Origin of the sequence: Nonomuraea glycinis (assembly GCF_014646515.1) — a bacterium.
GTDB lineage: Bacteria > Actinomycetota > Actinomycetes > Streptosporangiales > Streptosporangiaceae > Nonomuraea > Nonomuraea glycinis.
The window spans coordinates 117,359-134,383 of sequence record NZ_BMNK01000024.1 but is presented as its reverse complement, the minus strand read 5'-3'; the positions used below and the strand labels follow the sequence as shown (position 1 = coordinate 134,383).

Genomic DNA, 17,025 nt, shown 5'->3' with positions numbered 1-17,025 from the left:
TCGTGTTATGCGGTGGTCAGTTCCTGAGATGCTCTCAGGATTGCACAGATCTTCCGCACACAAGTGGCGCAGTCGCTGCCGGCCCCCGTGGTGTCGCGCACCTGCTTGGCGCTGGTGGCGCCGCCCGCGATGCAATCGTGGACGTCGTTCTCGGTCACGGCGCGGCACACGCACACGTACATTCGGGGCCGGCCTCTCGGAAGCAGGGGATCTTTGGTAAGGCATACCTAACATAGCCTACTTAAGTAAGGCTTGCCTATGTCAGGTACGCCACAGATCCCCTGCTCAGTGACCGCGCTTGATCCACTCCTCCAGATGCGGCGCCTCGGCCCCGATCGACGTCGACTCGCCGTGCCCGGTGTGCACGACCGTCTCGGCGGGCAGCTCCAGCAGCCGGCCCCGGATCGAGTCGATGATCGTGTCGAAGGACGAGTAGGAGCGGCCGGTCGCTCCCGGGCCGCCCTTGAACAGCGTGTCGCCGCTGAACAGCACGCACACCTCGGGCGCGTACAGGCAGACCGCCCCCGGCGCGTGGCCCGGGGTGTGCAGCACCTCCAGCGAGATCCCGCCGGCCTCGATCTTCTCGCCGTCGGCGAGGGGAACGTACGGCACGCTGTCGCCGTACACCTGCGACCACAGGACCTCGTCGGCGGGGTGCAGCCGGATCGGCGCGCCGGTCAGCTCGGCGAGCTCGGCCGCCGCGTTGATGTGGTCGTTGTGCGCGTGCGTGCAGACGATGGCCTTGACCTCACGGCCGCCCACCCGCTGGGCGATGGCCTTGGCGTCGTGCGCGGCGTCGATGACGACCACCTCGCGCGCGTCGCCCGCCAGCCAGACGTTGTTGTCGACGTCCCACGTCCCGCCGTCGAGCGAGAACGTGCCGGACGTGACGACCTTGTCGATCATCAGAGGACCACCACCGAGCGCAGCACGTCGCCGCGGTGCATCTTGGCGAACGCCTCCTCGACCTGGTCGAGCCCGATCGTCTCGGTCACGAACTTGTCCAGCGGCAGCCGGTGCTGCAGGAACAGGTCGATGAGCATGGGGAAGTCACGGCTGGGCAGGCAGTCGCCGTACCACGACGACTTGAGCGAACCGCCGCGGCCGAACACGTCGAGCAGCGGCAGCTCCAGCCGCATCTCCGGGGTCGGCACACCGACCAGGACGACGGTGCCGGCCAGGTCGCGGGCGTAGAAGGCCTGCTTGTACGTCTCGGGGCGGCCCACCGCCTCGATCACCACGTCGGCGCCGTGGCCGCCGGTGAGGTCGCGGATCGCCTCGACCGGGTCGCTCGCGCCGGAGTTGACCACGTCGGTGGCGCCGAACCCGCGCGCCCACTCCAGCTTGCGGTCGTCCAGGTCCACCGCGATGATCTTGGCTGCACCGGCCAGGGACGCGCCGAGGATCGCGGCGTCGCCGACCCCGCCACAGCCGATGACCGCCACCGTGTCGCCACGGGTGACGCCGCCGGTGTTGATGGCGGCCCCGATCCCGGCCATCACGCCGCAGCCCAGCAGCCCGGCCACCGACGCGGGCGCCTCGGCCGACACCTTGGTGCACTGCCCGGCGGCGACCAGCGTCTTCTCCAGGAACGCGCCGATGCCCAGCGCGGGCGACAGCTCGGTGCCGTCGGCCAGCGTCATCTTCTGGGCGGCGTTGTGGGTGGCGAAGCAGTACCACGGCCGGCCGCGCAGGCACGCCCGGCACTGGCCGCACACGGCCCGCCAGTTGAGGATGACGAAGTCACCCGGCTCCAGCCCGGTGACGCCCTCGCCGACCGCCTCCACCGTGCCCGCGGCCTCGTGCCCGAGCAGGAAGGGGAACTCGTCGTTGATCCCGCCTTCCCGGTAGTGCAGGTCGGTGTGGCAGACCCCGCAGGCTTGGACATTGACCACCGCCTCCCCGGGACCCGGATCCGGCACGATCACCGTCTCGATGGAAACTTCCTGGCCCTTGCCCCGGGCGATGACGCCCTGCACTTCGTACGGCATGGCAGCCATCTTGGGTCAGCGGGGTGATCTCCGCAAGACATGAGGCCGCACCACGCCGAAAGCTCAGCGGTTGTCGAGCTCGCCGTCGGAGGCGTCTTCCACCAGGCGGAACAGATCCACTCGGACATCCTGGATCTTGGGGATGTCCCGCAGCACGATCTGGCCCCGGTCGCCCGCCGACTCCACGACCAGCGTGCCGCAGCCGAGCAGGCGCTCGGCGAAGGTCTGGTCGGAGCTCACGGTGTTGACCTTGGCCATCGGGATCTCGTCCGTGGACTTGTTGAGCACCCCGGTGCTGATCGTGAAGCGGTGCGTGGTGAGCACGTAGCCGGTGTTCTTCCACCGCAGGTAGGGAATGAACGACCAGATCGTCAGCAGGAGCACCGCGATGACGCCGACCGCGATCCTGGCGTAGGAGGAGTAGGCCCAGTCACCCGGGATGAAGTAGATCGCCGCACCCGCGCCCGCGGCGATGAGGATGAGGGCGAGGAAGGGGACGATGAGCCGCTTCCAATGAGGGTTGAAGGAGCGCACACGCCGCTCACCCTGCGTCAGATGGTGGTCCGGAATGGTCATGGGCAAATGGTGCCACCCTCATCGCCCTGAGGGCTATGCCGTGGGCCTAACGTGCACGACGTCGCCCGCGCTCAGCGTCGAGGTCACGCCGCCCGCCGTCACCTGGAGGTGACCAGCGGCGTCTATGCCGGTGGCCCGGCCGGTGAGTGCCGCGCCACCCGGCAGCTCGACCCGCACCTCGCGGCCGACCGTGGCCGAGACCGCCAGGTAGGCGGCGCGCAGCCCGCAGGCGTCGGCGTCGCCGGCCGCCTCCGCCCACTCGCGGTAGTGCACCTCCACCTCCCTGAGCACCGCCCTGAGCAGCGGATCGCGGTCCAGGCAGGCCGCCTTCTCGACGGCCAGCGAGGTGGCCGACGCCACGGGGAGCTCCTCCTGCTTGACCAGCACGTTGAGGCCCATGCCGACCACCACCGCGCCCTCGCTGCGCTCGGCGAGCACCCCGGCCAGCTTGCGCTCGCCGATGAGCAGGTCGTTGGGCCACTTCAGGCGTACGTCCACCTCGGCGAGCCGGCGCACGGCGGAGGCCGCGGCCACGCCGAACAGCAGCGTCAGCCAGCCGAACGCGGTGGCCGGGAGCGACGGCCTGAGCAGGACGGAGAACGTCAGGCCGGCGCGGGCCGGCACGGTCCAGGTGCGGCCCAGCCGGCCACGGCCCGCGAGCTGCTCCTCGGCGACCAGCACCGCGCCCTCCTCCGCACCGCCGTGCGCGGCGGCGGCGAGGTCGGCGTTGGTCGAGCCGGTGCTGTCGACGACCGTGATCCCGGTCCACAGCGAGCCCGGCCGGACCAGGGCGCGGTTGAGCGCCGCCTCGGACAGAGGCGGGCGGTCCAGATCGGAGTAGCGCGACATCAGTCCATCCTCTCGCACGTCCGGGCCGGTCCCACCCGGCGGGGCAGCGCGACATCACTCCGTCTTCTCCCACGTCCGGGCCGGTCCCACCCGGCCGGGCAGCGCGACATCACTCCGTCTTCTCCCACGTCCGGGCCGGTCCCACCCGGCCGGGCGGGGCAGGATATGGGGATGAGCGAGCGACCGAATGCGCGCGACCGCGCCTGCCGCCGGCTGTCCGGCCTCGGCACCGTCAACGCCGTCGTCGCCGTGCGGTCGCGGTGACCCGCCCCGGCCCCACGACCCGCGTACGCATCCGGCGGCTCACCGGGACCCGGGCCGTCGACCGGCGCGACGACCTGTCCACCGAGGAGCCGCTGGAGATCCGCCTCGCCCTGCCCGGCGGCGGGCACCGGACGGTCGCCATCACCATGCGCACCCCCGGCCACGACTTCGAGTTGGCCGCCGGGTTCCTGCTGGGCGAGGGCGTGGTGCGGCCGGGCGGCATCGCCTCCATCGCCTACTGCACCGACGAGGACCTGCTGCCCGAGGCCCGCTACAACACGGTCACCGTACGCCTGCACGGCCCGATCCCCGACCTGCCCGCGCTGGACCGTCACTTCGTCACCTCCAGCGCGTGCGGCGTCTGCGGCTCGGCCGGCCTGGACAACCTGCACGAGCGCTGCGGCCCGCTGCCCGAGGACGGGCTGCGGATCACCCCCGAAGTCCTGTACGGCCTGCCGGACGCGCTGCGCCGGGCCCAGGGGGTGTTCGGCAAGACGGGCGGCCTGCACGCGGCCGGCCTGTTCACCGCCGAAGGGGCGCAGGTGGCGGTGCGTGAGGACGTGGGCAGGCACAACACGGTGGACAAGCTGGTCGGCTGGGCAGAGCTGACCGAGCGCCTGCCGTTGTCCGGTCATATCCTCATGGTCAGCGGCAGGACCAGCTACGAGATCATGCAGAAGGCGCTGGCGGCGAACATCCCCACGGTGTGCGCGGTCTCGGCCCCCTCCTCGCTCGCCGTCGACCTGGCCAGAGAGTTCGGGATGACGCTGGTCGGGTTCCTGCGCGGCGAAGGGTGCAACGTCTACGCCGGACAGGAGCGCATATTTGTGGAATGAACTGTTCCGTTCTGCTATAGTTGGAACAGAACAAGTCGTTCCGCCAAAGGAGTTCTCATGATCCACCCCTTCCGTGTCGAAATCTCATCGGCCGACCTCGACGACCTCCAGGCCCGCCTGGCCCTGACCCGCTTCACCGACGAGATCCCCGGCACCGACCAGGGCGTCTCCGCCGCGCGGGTCAGGCGCCTGGTCACCCGGTGGCGCGACGGCTTCGACTGGCGCGCCGTGGAGGCCAGGCTCAACGCCCACCCCCAGTTCACCACCGAGATCGACGGGCAGCGCATCCACTTCCTGCACGTCCGCTCGCAGAACCCGGACGCGCTCCCCCTCATCCTCACCCACGGCTGGCCCGGCTCGATCGCCGAATACCTCGACGCCATCGAGCCCCTGTCCCAGCACTTCCACCTGGTCATCCCGTCGATGCCCGGCTACGGCTTCTCCGGCCCGACCAAGGAGCTCGGCTGGGACAACCAGCACATCGCCCGCGCCTGGGCCGAGCTGATGTCCCGCCTCGGCTACGACCGTTACGGCGCCGTCGGCAACGACGCCGGCTCGATGATCTCCCCCGAGATCGGCCGGATCGCCCCGGACCACGTCGTCGGCGTGCACGTCACCCAGATCTACTCCTTCCCCTCCGGCGACCCCGCCGAGTTCGCCGCCCTCACCGAGGAGGACCAGGCGGGCCTGGCCGTGCTCGACTGGTTCTGGAAGGAGAAGGGCGCCTTCAACGTCCTTCAGTCGCAGCAGCCGCAGACCCTCGCCCACGCCCTCGCCGACTCCCCCGCCGGCCTGGTGGGCTGGCTCGCCCAGCTCTTCGACGAGGACCTGGACGACGACTTCATCCTGACGAACGCCGCCATCTACTGGTTCACCGGCACCGCGGGCTCGGCGCTGCGCCTCTACTGGGAGAACGCACGGGCCGAGCAGCCCAAGGAGCCCACCACCGTGCCGCTGGGCCTGGCGATGGGCGAGGGCGACTTCAAGTCCATCCGGCCCTTCGCGAACCGCGACCACGCGAACATCGTCTCCTGGAAGACCCTCCCCGCCCCGGCCCACGGCCACTACACCGCCCACACGGCCACCGCCGCCCTCACCGCGGACATCCAGGCCTTCTTCGCCGACCTCACCTGACCCACCGTGAGTTCCGGCGCGGGCGCCGCGGTTGGCATACTGAAGCCTCGGCGCCCCCAAGGAGATCACGCGATGCCCCAGCAGCCCACGCTCCGACGCACCCCCCTCAACGCGGACGAACGGGCCCGGAGCGAGGCGACCTTCACTCCCCTCGTCGCCGAGCACCTGACCACCAGCGGCCGCTTCCGGATCAGCGCCGACACCCCGGAACTGGTGGAGCTCTTCCAGGCGGTGGCCCGCCGCGTCGGCGACATGCTCCACCGCCCCGTGATCAGCTACGCCAACGGCCGCTACATGGTGATCACCTTCGCCGACGAAACCCCGGGCCTCACCGGCCAGTGATCATCAGGTTCTCAAGCGCGTAGGCATCTCGATCGAAACGTTGTCGGTCGAGATGGATCACCTTGGTCCAGGGTGCCTGTCATCCGAACGCGCCTCCCAAGCGGTAGTCATCACCGGATACAACGAGACGGAGATGACGAATGGACGACGGATTCGCCGAGTACGTGGCACACCGGCATTCATGGCTGTGCCGGATGGCGTATCTCCTCGCCCGGGACTGGGGCACGGCCGAGGACCTGGTGCAGACAGCGCTGGCAAAGGCCTGGCTTGCCTGGCGGCGGATCGAGGGCAACCCTGACCCGTACGTCTATCGGATCATCGTGAACACCCACACGTCGTGGTGGCGCAGGCGCTGGCGCGGCGAGGTTCCGGCCGAAACACTCCCCGAGACGGCCGATCCACGCGACGCGGCCGCACAGGTGGACGATCGGGCCGCGCTGTGGAGCGCGATCGACACACTCTCACCACGCCAGCAGGCGGTGATCGTCCTGCACTACTTCGAGGAACGGACGCTCACCCAGGTCGCCAACATCGTCGGTTGCTCACTGGGAGCGGTGAAGAGTCAGCTCAGCCGAGCCCTCACCCGTCTTCGGGTCGATCCAGACATCCAGACCATGAATCTAGAAGAGGTTCGGCGATGAGGTCCACCGAGAATGATCTGCGACAGCTTCTGAACGAGCATGCTCAGGAGAAGAGCGCCGGCGAACCACCTGCTCATCTCGACGCGATCGTACGGCGAGGCCGCCGCATCGGCCGTACTCGGCGGGCGGTGGCGGCGGGGGCGACGGTCGCCGTAGTCGTCACCGCCGCCGGGTTGATGAACGGCCTGCTGATCGGATCACCCTCGGCGGACGTGGCGACGCTCGCTCAGTCTCCTGCGGACTCGGCCCAGGTGGAGCCCGGCCCGAAGCTGCCCGAGAAGTTCTCCGTGGTGCTGGGGGCCGAGAGATTCGACCTCCCTCTCATCCACTCCCAGCGCTTCGAGACAATGGGCGTCGCCCGGACGGTGACCTTCTCGCCGACCAGCTTCTCAACGGGGCAGAAGGTGGTCTGCGACGATCCCCAGGCTTGGGTCGTCACGGCGCAGCGGCTCAAGAGCGGCGAACTGGGCGGTTCGGCCGGACGGTGCGAGTCCTCGGTGAGCTCGCATCACGACCGGCTTTCGGCGCCCTCCGACTGGCTGAAGCGTCCGCAGTCTCTGCAGGTCTGGGTCTTCCCGGCCGACGCCCCGGTCCGGCAGGTTGCGGAGGTCGTCACGGGTTGCCCGCAGACCCCGGTGTCGAAGGGATGTGACGAGAGCGCCCAGTCCCAGGCGCTGATGCGCCCCGAAGTGCGCGAACGGCTGTCGGCCGAGGTCGGTGAGCGGCCAGGCAGGTGGGCCGTCGGAGTCTACGACCGACCTGCCCAAACCACGTCCGGGCCGAGCGGTGCACCCTCGACGGTCGTTGAACCCCCCGATGACAGCCCGATGCCGCCGACCCCCTGAGCAGCCGGAGTCCGTATCGACGTAGATCCGGCTCTCTCGACCAAGAGCGACCGGCCAGCCGCGACTTTGGTCGGAGGCGTCGGATGCCAAGGATCGATGTCCGGGCCGGCGGTGATCTCTAGCGTCGTAGGAATGACACAGACCGAACGGCCCACCCCCAGCCGGGTCCGCGAAGTCGATGCCGTGCGGGGTTTCGCGCTGGCGGGGATTCTCGTGGCGAACATCGGCTTTCTCGCCGACCCCGGGCACGCGATCGTCGGCGGCATCCCCGTGCCCGAGGACCCGGTCGCCTACACGATCTACGCGTTGGTGCTGACGAAGTTCTACGTCATCTTCTCGTTCCTGTTCGGCTACTCCTTCACCCTGCAGCTGCGGGCCGCGGAGCGGGCCGGGGCGAGCGTGCGGGCCCGTACGCTGCGGCGCTGTCTGGGGCTGTTCGTCATCGGCGTGGTGCACGGCCTGCTGCTGTGGATCGGCGACATCCTCACCCTGTACGCCTTCCTCGGGCTGATCCTGCTGGCCCTGCGCGACGTCCGGCCGCGCACCGCCGTCCGCGCCGGGGTCTGGATCATCGGCGTTCTCACCGTGTGCTACCTGCTGCTCGCGGCGCTGACCACGCTGGATCCCACCGCCGGCGCCGCCCCCGTCGCGGACCCGGCCGAGTCGGCCCGGGTGCTGGCCCTGGTCACCGGCGGGCCGCTGGACTTCCTGACGCTGCAGGTGGAGCTGTATCCGGTGCTCGCCCTGAGCATCTGGGCCTTCCAGGGGCCGACGGCGCTGGCGCTGTTCCTGTTCGGGCTGGCGGCCGGTAAGGCGAAGCTGCTGGAGGAGCCGGAGCGGTGGGCGCACCTGCTCCCCCGGATCCAGTGGATCGGCTTCGGCGTCGGCGTGCCCAGCGGGGTCTTCTACGCCTGGAAGTCCGCCGGCGAGGACGCGACGGCCCTGGTAGCGCTGGCCCTGAACAACGTGACGTCACTGCTGCTGGCCGCCGCCTACGTGGCGACCCTGCTCCGGCTGCTCAAGCGGTATCCGGCGCTCGCCGGCGCCCTCACCCCCGCCGGCCGGATGGCCGCCTCCAACTACATCGGACAGTCCGTCCTGGTCTGCCTGGTCTTCACCGGATACGGCCTGGCCCTCGCGGGGAGCGTCCCACCACTGGGCGTGATGGGCATCGCCGTGGTCATCTACACGGTCCTGCTGGGGCTCAGCGCCTGGTGGCTACGTTCCCACCGATACGGCCCAGTGGAGTACGGCCTACGCCGGCTGACGAACTGGAGTTGACCGACTGCCACCGGCTCCTCGCGACGCGCTGGACCTGAGTGGCGCACCGGGTTACTATCTGTAGTGAAGCCGCCGCTTTTCGGAGCGGTAGGAAGTGAGCCTGGGAAGATCCCTCCGGACGGTGGGGTCCCGGGCTTGCGCGTTTCACGGGCCGATTCGGTGCATCTCTGTACGTCTTTCCAGCAGCTTGAGATAACTCTCGTCTCCCAAGCGACTCGCCACCACCGCACCCGCCAGACAGTCCGCCGTCCGGAGCAGCGGCTCCGTCGCACCCGCAAGGTGATGAACACGGATGGTCAGCCCGTGTTCTGCAGGCCCGCTGCCACCCCGTTGACCGACAGCAGCAGGAGCGTCGACAGGCGGTCGCGCTCGTGCTCCGACGGGTCGCCGGTGCGGAGGGCCGTCAGGGCGCGGAGTTGCAGGTGGGAGAGGGCGTCCACGTACGGGTCGCGGAGTTGGACGGCGCGGGAGAGGACCTTGCGGTTCTCCAGGAGGCGCCGGTGCCCGGTCACCTGCAGCACCAGGGCGCGGGTGCGGTCGTACTCGGTCAGGACCTGGTCGGCGAAGTCCTTGCGGCCGCCGAGCGCCAGGTAGCGTTCGGCGATCGAGCGGTCGGTCTTGGCCAGGGACATCTCGGCGTTGTCCAGCAGGGCGTTGAACAGCGGCCATTCGGCGTAGGCCGCCCGCAGCTCGTCCAGGGAGCCGACCGACGCCAGGCCGGTGCCGAGGCCGTACCAGCCGGGGAGGTTGACGCGGGTCTGGGCCCAGGCGAAGACCCAGGGGATGGCCCGCAGGTCGTCGAGCGAGCGCGGGGCGCCGAGGCCGCGGCGGGCGGGGCGGGAGCCGAGGCGCAGGGAGCCGATCTCCTCCAGCGGGCTCACCAGGGCGAACCACTCGGGGAAGCCGGGGGCCTCGGTCAGGGCGCGGTACGCCTGCTCCGAGGCGGCGGCGACCTGCTCGGCGAGCGGGCGGAAGCGGTCGGCGGCCGCGGCGGTGCGGGAGCCGATCGTGGGGGACGAGGCCATGAGGACGGCGTTGGTGACCTGCTCCATGTGCCGGCGGGCGATCTCGGTGTGGCCGTAACGGGCGAAGATGACCTCACCCTGCTCGGTGACCTTGAAGCGGCCGGCCACCGAGCCGGGGGCCTGGGCCAGCACGGCGCGGTTGGCGGGGCCGCCGCCTCGGCCGAGCGCGCCGCCCCTGCCGTGGAACATGCGCAGCTTGACGTCGTGCTCGGCGGCCCACGCGGTGAGCTGCTCCTGCGCTTCGTACAGGCGCAGGGTGGCGGCGGCCGGGCCGAGCTCCTTGGCCGAGTCGGAGTAGCCGAGCATGATCTCCAGGCGCCGGCCGGTGTCGGCGAGGCGCTGCTGGATCTGCGGGATCTCCACCATGCCGGCGAGCACGCGCGGGGAGTTGGCCAGGTCCTCGCCGGACTCGAACAGCGGGACCACGTCCAGGACGACGCCGCGGGAGCCGAGGGCGTGGCCGGCGAGCTCATAGACGGCGGCGATGTCCTCGGCCGAGCGGGTGAAGGAGACCACGTAGCGGGAGCAGGCGGTGACGCCGAACCGCTCCTGGATCCAGGCGATGACCCGGATCGTGGCCAGCACCTCCTCGGTGCGCTCGGACAGCTCGCCGCCGGCGCGTAGCTCCTCCAGCGCGGCCGCGTGCACCTGGGAGTGCTGGCGAACCTCCAGCTCGGCCAGGTGGAAGCCGAACGTCTCCACCTGCCAGATGAGGTGCTGCAACTCTCCGTACGCCTGCCGTACGGCGTGCTGGGACAGGGACTCCTGGGCCAGGCGCAGGTCGGCGAGCAGCTCGGCGGGGGCGCGGTAGCCCAGGTCGAGGTTACGGCGGCGGGTGGCGGCGATGCGGGTGGCGACGAACAGCATCCACTGCCGGTGCGGTTCCTGCGGGGAGCGGGTGGCCAGCTCGGAGACGATCTCGGGGTGGGCGTCGACGACCGCGTCCAGCGCCGCGCGCAGCTCCGGCGAGGCGGGGGCGAACGGGGCGGCGGCCGTGAGCGTGCGGGCGATCCGGGAGCAGGCGGTCTCCAGCGCGTTGAGCACGTGCTCGGACTGGATCTGGATGGTCTCGCGGGTGACCTTGGAGGTGACGTTGGGGTTGCCGTCGCGGTCGCCGCCGATCCAGCTTCCGTAGCGGATGAAGGGCCGGGCCAGGGGCGGGCGGGTGCCGGTCGCGTCGCTGAGCGCGGCGTCCAGCGAGCGGTAGACCTGCGGTACGACCCGGAACAGCGTCTCGTCGAAGGCGGCCATGGCGGTGCGCACCTCGTCGAGCGGGTCCAGCTTGGTGTTGCGGAGCTGGGCCGTACGCCAGAGGAGGTCGATCTCCTCCAGCAGGCGGCGGGTGTCCTCGGCGCGTTCGGTGGCGCCGCGGCCGGGCGCGTTGTAGTCGGTGAGCCGGCCGCTGATGCGCTGGATGGCGGTGACGACGGCGCGCCGGCGCGCCTCGGTCGGGTGGGCGGTCAGGACGGGGTGCAGCTCCAGCCCCTCGACCAGCTCGGCGACCCGCTCCTGGCCGAGCTCGTGCACGGCCTCGGCCAGCGACTCGCGCAGCACGTGGTCGCCGGTGTCGCGTTCGCGCAGGATGCGGATGCGGTAGTGCTCCTCGGCCAGGTTGGCCAGGTGGAAGTAGCAGGTGAAGGCGCGGGCGATCTCGACGGCGCGGTCGATCTCCCAGTCGGCCGCCATGGCGGCGATCTCGTCGCTCGACGTCTCTCCTCTACGGGCGGCGATGACCGCCTTGCGGAGGCGTTCGACGTCGGCGAGCAGGTCGTCGCCACCCTGCTCGGCGATGACCTGTCCGAGCATTTTTCCGAGCAACCGCACGTCGCGGCGCAGCTCGTCCGGCATCTCGGTCACGGCAGCGCTGCGATGCTCAAAGCCCTGGTCAGTCATGCTTCGAAGCGTACATAATCCCCCAGAACCGCTGTATACCGGTCTCGGCTATTGGACTAGACCATTGCTCACGTGGGCTTTGATACCGCCGCGAGCACTTCGGGCAGCCGGGCGAAGCCGATCTTCGCGCCGAGCCGGCGGCCGAGCACTTCGGCCAGCAGACCATAGAAAGGGGCGAACGCGCACACCCACAGGGCGCCGAAGACGGCGGCCACCACGAACGGCGCGGACAGCAGCACGATGCCGAGCAGCGCGCCCATGGAGGAGGCGACCGCCTGCCCGCCCTGCCCCGGGGCCGCGCCGGTGAAGGCGTTGAGCCGCTCGGGCACGGTGTAGGGGATGACCACGCTGGTCACCGAGCCGATGCCGAACCCGACGCCCAGGGTGCCCAGACCGGCGCACAGCGCCCAGACGATCGCCTCGGGGCTGCCGGTGAACAGGCCGGCGGCGACCGCGACCGCCAGCAGCAGCGGGGCCGCGACCAGGGCGTTGGCCAGATGCCGGCCGGCCAGGTCGATGCTGAGGCCGCGTTCGGAGCCGATGGCCACGGCGTTCATCCACAGCGAGCGGCCGTCGATGCCGAACGCGTTGCCGAGCTGGAGGGCGATCATCAACCCGGCCATCGCGGTCAGGGCGATCGGCGTGCCGGGGCCGGACGGGCCGTCGCCCTGGTTGCCGATCGAGAACGCCAGCAGGGCGGTCACCACGACGGAGCTGAACCAGACGACCCGGTAGCGGGGCTCGCGCCGGATGTACTTGAGCTCCTTGGTCACCACGGCCGCCAGCGGCCCGTCGGGCAGGAAACGGTCGACCAGGCCGCTGCCCTTGCCCACGGTGCCACCCTGGGTGGAGACGTCGGGGGTGACCAGGGCCCGGCCCAGCGCCTTGATCCACAGCCAGGCGACGGCGACCACGACGAGCGCCAGGACGACGAGCTCGGCCAGGCCGACGAGACCGCCGTCGGCGATGGCGTGCGCGGCCAGCCCGGACGGGGTCCAGCGCAGCACGCTCGCGGCGCCGTGCAGCAGGGCCAGGGGGTCGCCCACGTCGCTGTTGACCAGCAGGTTGGGGAGCTGGAAGACGAGCACGGCGCCGAGCGCCGCCACGGCCAGCACGTCGCGCCCGCGCCTGGTGCGCAGCGCACTGGACAGCGAGGTGGTGACGAGCCTGGAGGCGACCAGGCAGAGCGCGAACTGCAGCAGCACCGCGAGGATGCCGAGCAGGACGCCGCCCACGCCGGCGGCGAGCCCGGCCAGCGCGCCCGCGGTGACGATCAGGGTGACGAGCGGCCACACGCCGGTGGCGGACGCGGTGAACATGCCGACCGCGAGCGTGCCCATCGACAGCGGGAACAGCGACAGCCGCGATGGGTCGAGCGTGTCGTCCAGGCCGAACGCGAGCAACGGCACGATCATCCAGCTCACCAGGAAGACGGTGAACACCACGACGACGATGTCGGCCGCGACGTCGGCGGGCGCCAGCCGGACCAGGCTCATCAGGAAGAAGCCGAGCAGCGCCAGCCCCACGGCCATGACCAGGGTGAAGGCGAAGCCGAGCTTGCGCGCCAGGTCACCGCGGAGGTTCCCGGCCAGCAGGCGCAGCTTGAGCCCGCCGAAGAGCGCGACCGTGCCGGCCACCGAGCTCACCGCTGCTCCCCGGAGCCCAGCCAGGTCAGCCCGGTGTCCCCCTGCTCGGGCGAGCGGCCGACGAGATCCAGGAAGGCCTGGTTGAGGCTGCGCCCGGCGCGCACCTCGGCCAGCGGCCCCTGGGCCACGATCTGTCCGCGGCTCATCACCGACACCCAGTCGCACAGGCGCTCGACGAGGTCCATGACGTGGCTGGAGAAGATCACGGTGGAGCCGGAGGCGGTGTAGCGTCGCAGCACCTCGGTGAGCGTCTGGGCGCTGACCGGGTCGACCCCTTCGAACGGCTCGTCCAGGAAGAGCACCGACGGGTTGTGCAGCAGCGCGGCGGCCAGGCCGATCTTCTTGCGCATGCCGGTGGAGTAGTCGACGACGAGCTTGTCTGCGGCCTCGGCCAGGTCCATCACCTGGAGCAGCTCGGTGGCGCGCCGCTCGACCTCGTCCTTGGGGATGGCGCGCAGTCTGCCGTTGTAGATCAGCAGCTCGCGGCCGGACAGCCGCTCGAACAGCCGCAGCCCTTCGGGCAGCACGCCGATGCGCGCCTTGACCTCCAGGGTGTCGCGCCAGACGGGTAAGCCGTCGATCTCGGCCTGGCCGCCGTCGGGGCGGAGCAGACCGGTGATCATGCTGAGGGTGGTCGTCTTCCCTGCGCCGTTGGGCCCGACCAGGCCGGCGAAACTGCCCGCCGGGACGATGAGATCGACGCCCGCGACCGCGACCTGTGCGCCGAATCGCTTGGTCAGGGCCGTCGTGCGAACCGCATCCGTCATGGAACCACTCTACGAGCAGGGTTTACTCTTGCGCGCATGAGTGCTCTCGACCCCATACCAGACGCACCGGACATTCACACGACGGCAGGAAAGATCGCTGATCTGGCGCGCCGGCTCGACGAGGCGGCGCACGCCGGGTCGGCGGCGGCGGTGGCCAAGCAGCACGCCAAGGGCAAGATGACGGCGCGCGAGCGGGTGCTGGCCCTGTTGGACGAGGGCTCGTTCGTGGAGTTCGACGAGTTCGCCAGGCACCGCTCGACGATGTTCGGCATGGACAAGCGCCGGCCGTACGGCGACGGAGTGATCACCGGCCACGGCACCGTCGACGGGCGGCAGGTGTGCGTGTTCTCGCAGGACGTCACCGTGTTCGGCGGCTCGCTCGGCGAGGTGTACGGCGAGAAGATCGTCAAGGTGCTGGACCTGGCGCTCAAGACCGGGTGCCCGATCATCGGGATCAACGAGGGCGGCGGTGCGCGCATCCAGGAGGGGGTCGTCGCCCTGGGCCTGTACGCCGAGATCTTCAAGCGCAACGTGCACGCCTCCGGCGTCATCCCGCAGATCTCGCTCATCATGGGCGCGGCGGCCGGCGGGCACGTCTACTCCCCCGCGCTGACGGACTTCGTCGTCATGGTGGACCAGACGTCGCAGATGTTCATCACCGGCCCCGACGTGATCAAGACGGTCACCGGCGAGGAGGTGACGTTCGAGGAGCTCGGCGGCGCCCGTACGCACAACACCAAGTCGGGGGTGGCCCACTACGAGGCCGCCGACGAGAGCGACGCGCTGGAGTACGTCAAGGCGCTGCTGTCCTATCTACCGTCGAACAACCTCGACGAGGCGCCGGAGTTCGAGGCGGCCGAGGACCTGGAGCCCGCCCCCGAGCTGGACGAGCTGATCCCGGACTCCGCCAACCAGCCGTACGACATGCGCCGGGTCATCGAGCTCGTGGTGGACGACGGGGAGTTCCTGGAGGTCCACGCACTGTTCGCGCCGAACATCGTGGTGGGGTACGGCCGGGTGGACGGGCGGCCGGTGGGGGTGGTGGCCAACCAGCCCATGCATTTCGCCGGGTGCCTGGATATCGACGCATCCGAGAAGGCCGCTCGATTTATTCGAACATGTGATGCTTTTAATATCCCGATCCTCACTTTTGTTGATGTGCCGGGATTCCTCCCTGGGACGGATCAAGAATGGAACGGAATCATCCGCCGGGGCGCCAAGCTCCTGTACGCCTACGCCGAGGCCACCGTGCCGCTGGTCACGGTGATCACCCGCAAGGCGTACGGCGGCGCGTACGACGTCATGGGGTCCAAGCACCTGGGCGCGGACGTCAACCTGGCCTGGCCCACCGCGCAGATCGCGGTCATGGGCGCGCAGGGCGCCGTCAACATCCTCTACCGGCGTGAACTGGCCGCCTCCGACACCCCGGACGCCGAGCGCGCCCGGCTGGTGACCGAGTACGAGGACACGCTGGCCAATCCTTACATCGCGGCCGAGCGCGGTTACGTGGACGCGGTGATCCGCCCGGCGGAGACCCGGACCCAGGTCGTCAGGGCGCTGCGGGCGCTGCGCAACAAGCGCGCCTCCCTGCCCGCGAAGAAGCATGGGAACATCCCGCTGTGAGCCATCACCTGCGTATCGTCCGCGGCGACGCGACCCCCGAGGAGATCGCCGCGCTCGTCGCGGTCCTCGCCGTCCGGCGAGCTCAGCCGCCACCTCCGCCGCCTCGCCGGAGCCGAACATGGCGAAACCCGGCGAGAACGATGCGTAACCCTCTCGCACCAGGGAAGTCGGCTTGGCGGATGAGCGCTCTACCGTAGATAGATCCCGGGAATCGGGTGTCAAGTTCCCCGGGAGTTGGGACTATCTAGAGAAAGTAGGCGTATATAGTCGGCCGATCAACTAACGCCGCGGCCTGGAGGACATCATGGCTATCCCAGACCTCATGCCGCATCCTGTGGCAGCAAAGTACGCCATCCTGGTGGATGTCGGTTATCTCTACGCTGCCGCAGGTGAAGTGCTGCTTGGTGCCAAGGAACGCAAGGAATATCGAGTTGCCGCCGATGAGCTCATCCAGAGCCTACAGAAACATGCAGAGGAACGTATTTCTGGAGAGCTGCTGCGGATCTATTGGTATGACGCCGCCCGTGACCGCGTGCCCACCGTCGATCAGCGCGTCATCGCCCAGCTTCCGTGGGTCAAGGTCAGGCTTGGCAACCTCAACGCGCGCGGCCAGCAGAAAGGCGTGGACGCGCAGATCAGAAGCGACCTGGAAGCCCTGGCCCGGCACCACGCCGTAACCGACACCATCCTGCTGGCCGGCGATGAGGACATGGTCCCGGCGGTGGAGGCGGCCCAGGCGTTCGGGGTGCGCATCCACCTGTGGGGGGTTGAGCCGCCTTACGGCACCAACCAGGCCGAACGCCTGGTCTGGGAGTCCGACACCGTGGAAGTGATCACTGCTGAGTTCCTGAGGCCCTTTTTCAGCCGTGCTCCCCAGCCTGTCGCCGTCACCCCGCCGGCCGCCGCGCCGTCGCCCGCCCAGGTGTTCGCCGGACGCGCCCCGGTCAAGCCGCACGTCAAGCCCGGCCAGGTGGCCAAGCTCGGCCCGAGCAGGCCGCGCGTGGAGGACGTGGGCGAGCACGTGGCACAGAAGTGGATCCTGACGCGCGGCCGCGACAACATCCGCGACCTGCTGCCGGGGCCGATCCTGCCGACGGTGATCGACACCGAGCTGCTGATCGAGGCGGAGAAGGAGCTGGGCCACTCGCTGCGCCCCTACCCGGAGGCTCGGGTGTGGCTGCGCGATGGGTTCTGGGCCCGCGTCTACCGGGAGTTCGACCTGGGAGTCGGCGTCTCGTCCAAGTGACCCGACCGGACTGTTCGAGCTGGGAGTCGGCGTCTCGTCCAAGTGACCCGACCGGATCGTTCGACC

General features: G+C 70.0%; 17 protein-coding genes. 9 read left to right on the top strand and 8 right to left on the bottom strand.

Going from position 1 to position 17,025, the window contains the following annotated elements; translation table 11 throughout:
- Positions 1-5: 5 nt before the first annotated feature.
- From IEY87_RS42465 to IEY87_RS42445, 5 genes are all read right to left on the bottom strand, one after another.
- Positions 6-182 (bottom strand): (2Fe-2S)-binding protein, encoded by a 177-nt coding sequence (locus IEY87_RS42465; protein WP_189144560.1) that lies wholly within the window; start codon positions 180-182, stop codon positions 6-8.
- A gap of 103 nt (positions 183-285) precedes the next feature.
- Positions 286-906 (bottom strand): MBL fold metallo-hydrolase, encoded by a 621-nt coding sequence (locus IEY87_RS42460; protein WP_189144559.1) that lies wholly within the window; start codon positions 904-906, stop codon positions 286-288.
- Positions 906-1,991: an S-(hydroxymethyl)mycothiol dehydrogenase gene (locus tag IEY87_RS42455; RefSeq protein WP_189144558.1), complete on the bottom strand. Its 1,086-nt coding sequence runs from the start codon at positions 1,989-1,991 to the stop codon at positions 906-908. Before IEY87_RS42455 ends, IEY87_RS42460 begins: the two co-directional genes overlap by 1 nt.
- A 63-nt stretch (positions 1,992-2,054) precedes the next feature.
- Positions 2,055-2,567 carry a PH domain-containing protein gene (locus IEY87_RS42450; RefSeq protein WP_189144557.1) on the bottom strand — a complete coding sequence of 171 codons (513 nt, stop codon included), beginning with the start codon at positions 2,565-2,567 and terminating at the stop codon, positions 2,055-2,057.
- Positions 2,568-2,600: 33 nt separating this feature from the next.
- Positions 2,601-3,416, bottom strand: a complete 816-nt coding sequence (locus IEY87_RS42445; protein WP_189144556.1) for a biotin--[acetyl-CoA-carboxylase] ligase — start codon at positions 3,414-3,416, stop codon at positions 2,601-2,603.
- Between the two features lie 260 nt (positions 3,417-3,676).
- Between IEY87_RS42445 and fdhD the strand changes: the two genes are divergently transcribed.
- The 6 genes from fdhD (at position 3,677) to IEY87_RS42415 (ending at position 8,759) form a co-directional block, all read left to right on the top strand.
- Entirely contained in the window at positions 3,677-4,516 is an 840-nt protein-coding gene (gene fdhD / locus IEY87_RS42440; RefSeq protein ID WP_189144555.1) for a formate dehydrogenase accessory sulfurtransferase FdhD, read from the top strand.
- A gap of 57 nt (positions 4,517-4,573) precedes the next feature.
- Positions 4,574-5,650, top strand: a complete 1,077-nt coding sequence (locus IEY87_RS42435) for an epoxide hydrolase family protein (RefSeq protein ID WP_189144554.1) — start codon at positions 4,574-4,576, stop codon at positions 5,648-5,650.
- 72 nt (positions 5,651-5,722) lie between these two features.
- Positions 5,723-5,992: a hypothetical protein gene (locus IEY87_RS42430; RefSeq protein ID WP_189144553.1), complete on the top strand. Its 270-nt coding sequence runs from the start codon at positions 5,723-5,725 to the stop codon at positions 5,990-5,992.
- A 140-nt stretch (positions 5,993-6,132) separates the two neighbouring features.
- Positions 6,133-6,633 (top strand): SigE family RNA polymerase sigma factor, encoded by a 501-nt coding sequence (locus tag IEY87_RS42425; RefSeq protein WP_189144552.1) that lies wholly within the window; start codon positions 6,133-6,135, stop codon positions 6,631-6,633.
- Positions 6,630-7,478, top strand: a complete 849-nt coding sequence (locus IEY87_RS42420) for a hypothetical protein (protein WP_189144551.1) — start codon at positions 6,630-6,632, stop codon at positions 7,476-7,478. The genes IEY87_RS42425 and IEY87_RS42420 overlap by 4 nt, the downstream gene beginning before the upstream one ends.
- Positions 7,479-7,610: 132 nt before the next feature.
- Positions 7,611-8,759, top strand: coding sequence for a DUF418 domain-containing protein (locus IEY87_RS42415; RefSeq protein WP_189144550.1), 1,149 nt, complete (start codon positions 7,611-7,613; stop codon positions 8,757-8,759).
- 296 nt (positions 8,760-9,055) lie between these two features.
- On the opposite strand, the gene IEY87_RS42410 is transcribed toward IEY87_RS42415, so the two are convergent.
- The 3 genes from IEY87_RS42410 to IEY87_RS42400 all read right to left on the bottom strand — a co-directional run bounded on the left by IEY87_RS42410 (position 9,056) and on the right by IEY87_RS42400 (position 14,090).
- Positions 9,056-11,677, bottom strand: a complete 2,622-nt coding sequence (locus IEY87_RS42410) for a phosphoenolpyruvate carboxylase (protein WP_225278192.1) — start codon at positions 11,675-11,677, stop codon at positions 9,056-9,058.
- A 68-nt stretch (positions 11,678-11,745) separates the two neighbouring features.
- A complete protein-coding gene (locus tag IEY87_RS42405) occupies positions 11,746-13,323 on the bottom strand; it encodes a hypothetical protein (RefSeq protein ID WP_225278191.1) in 1,578 nt (525 codons plus the stop codon).
- Positions 13,320-14,090, bottom strand: coding sequence for an ABC transporter ATP-binding protein (locus IEY87_RS42400; RefSeq protein ID WP_189144549.1), 771 nt, complete (start codon positions 14,088-14,090; stop codon positions 13,320-13,322). Before IEY87_RS42400 ends, IEY87_RS42405 begins: the two co-directional genes overlap by 4 nt.
- A gap of 36 nt (positions 14,091-14,126) precedes the next feature.
- Here IEY87_RS42400 and IEY87_RS42395 point away from each other — a divergent pair, with 36 nt between their 5' ends.
- The 3 genes from IEY87_RS42395 (at position 14,127) to IEY87_RS42385 (ending at position 16,959) form a co-directional block, all read left to right on the top strand.
- Complete coding sequence (locus IEY87_RS42395; protein WP_189144548.1) at positions 14,127-15,713, top strand: acyl-CoA carboxylase subunit beta; 1,587 nt, start codon at positions 14,127-14,129, stop codon at positions 15,711-15,713.
- The gene (locus IEY87_RS42390; protein ID WP_189144547.1) at positions 15,710-15,910 is read left to right on the top strand and encodes an acyl-CoA carboxylase subunit epsilon; all 201 of its coding nucleotides are present in this window, start codon (positions 15,710-15,712) and stop codon (positions 15,908-15,910) included. Before IEY87_RS42395 ends, IEY87_RS42390 begins: the two co-directional genes overlap by 4 nt.
- 107 nt (positions 15,911-16,017) lie before the next feature.
- A complete protein-coding gene (locus IEY87_RS42385) occupies positions 16,018-16,959 on the top strand; it encodes an NYN domain-containing protein (RefSeq protein ID WP_189144546.1) in 942 nt (313 codons plus the stop codon).
- The last annotated feature ends 66 nt before the right edge of the window (positions 16,960-17,025 follow it).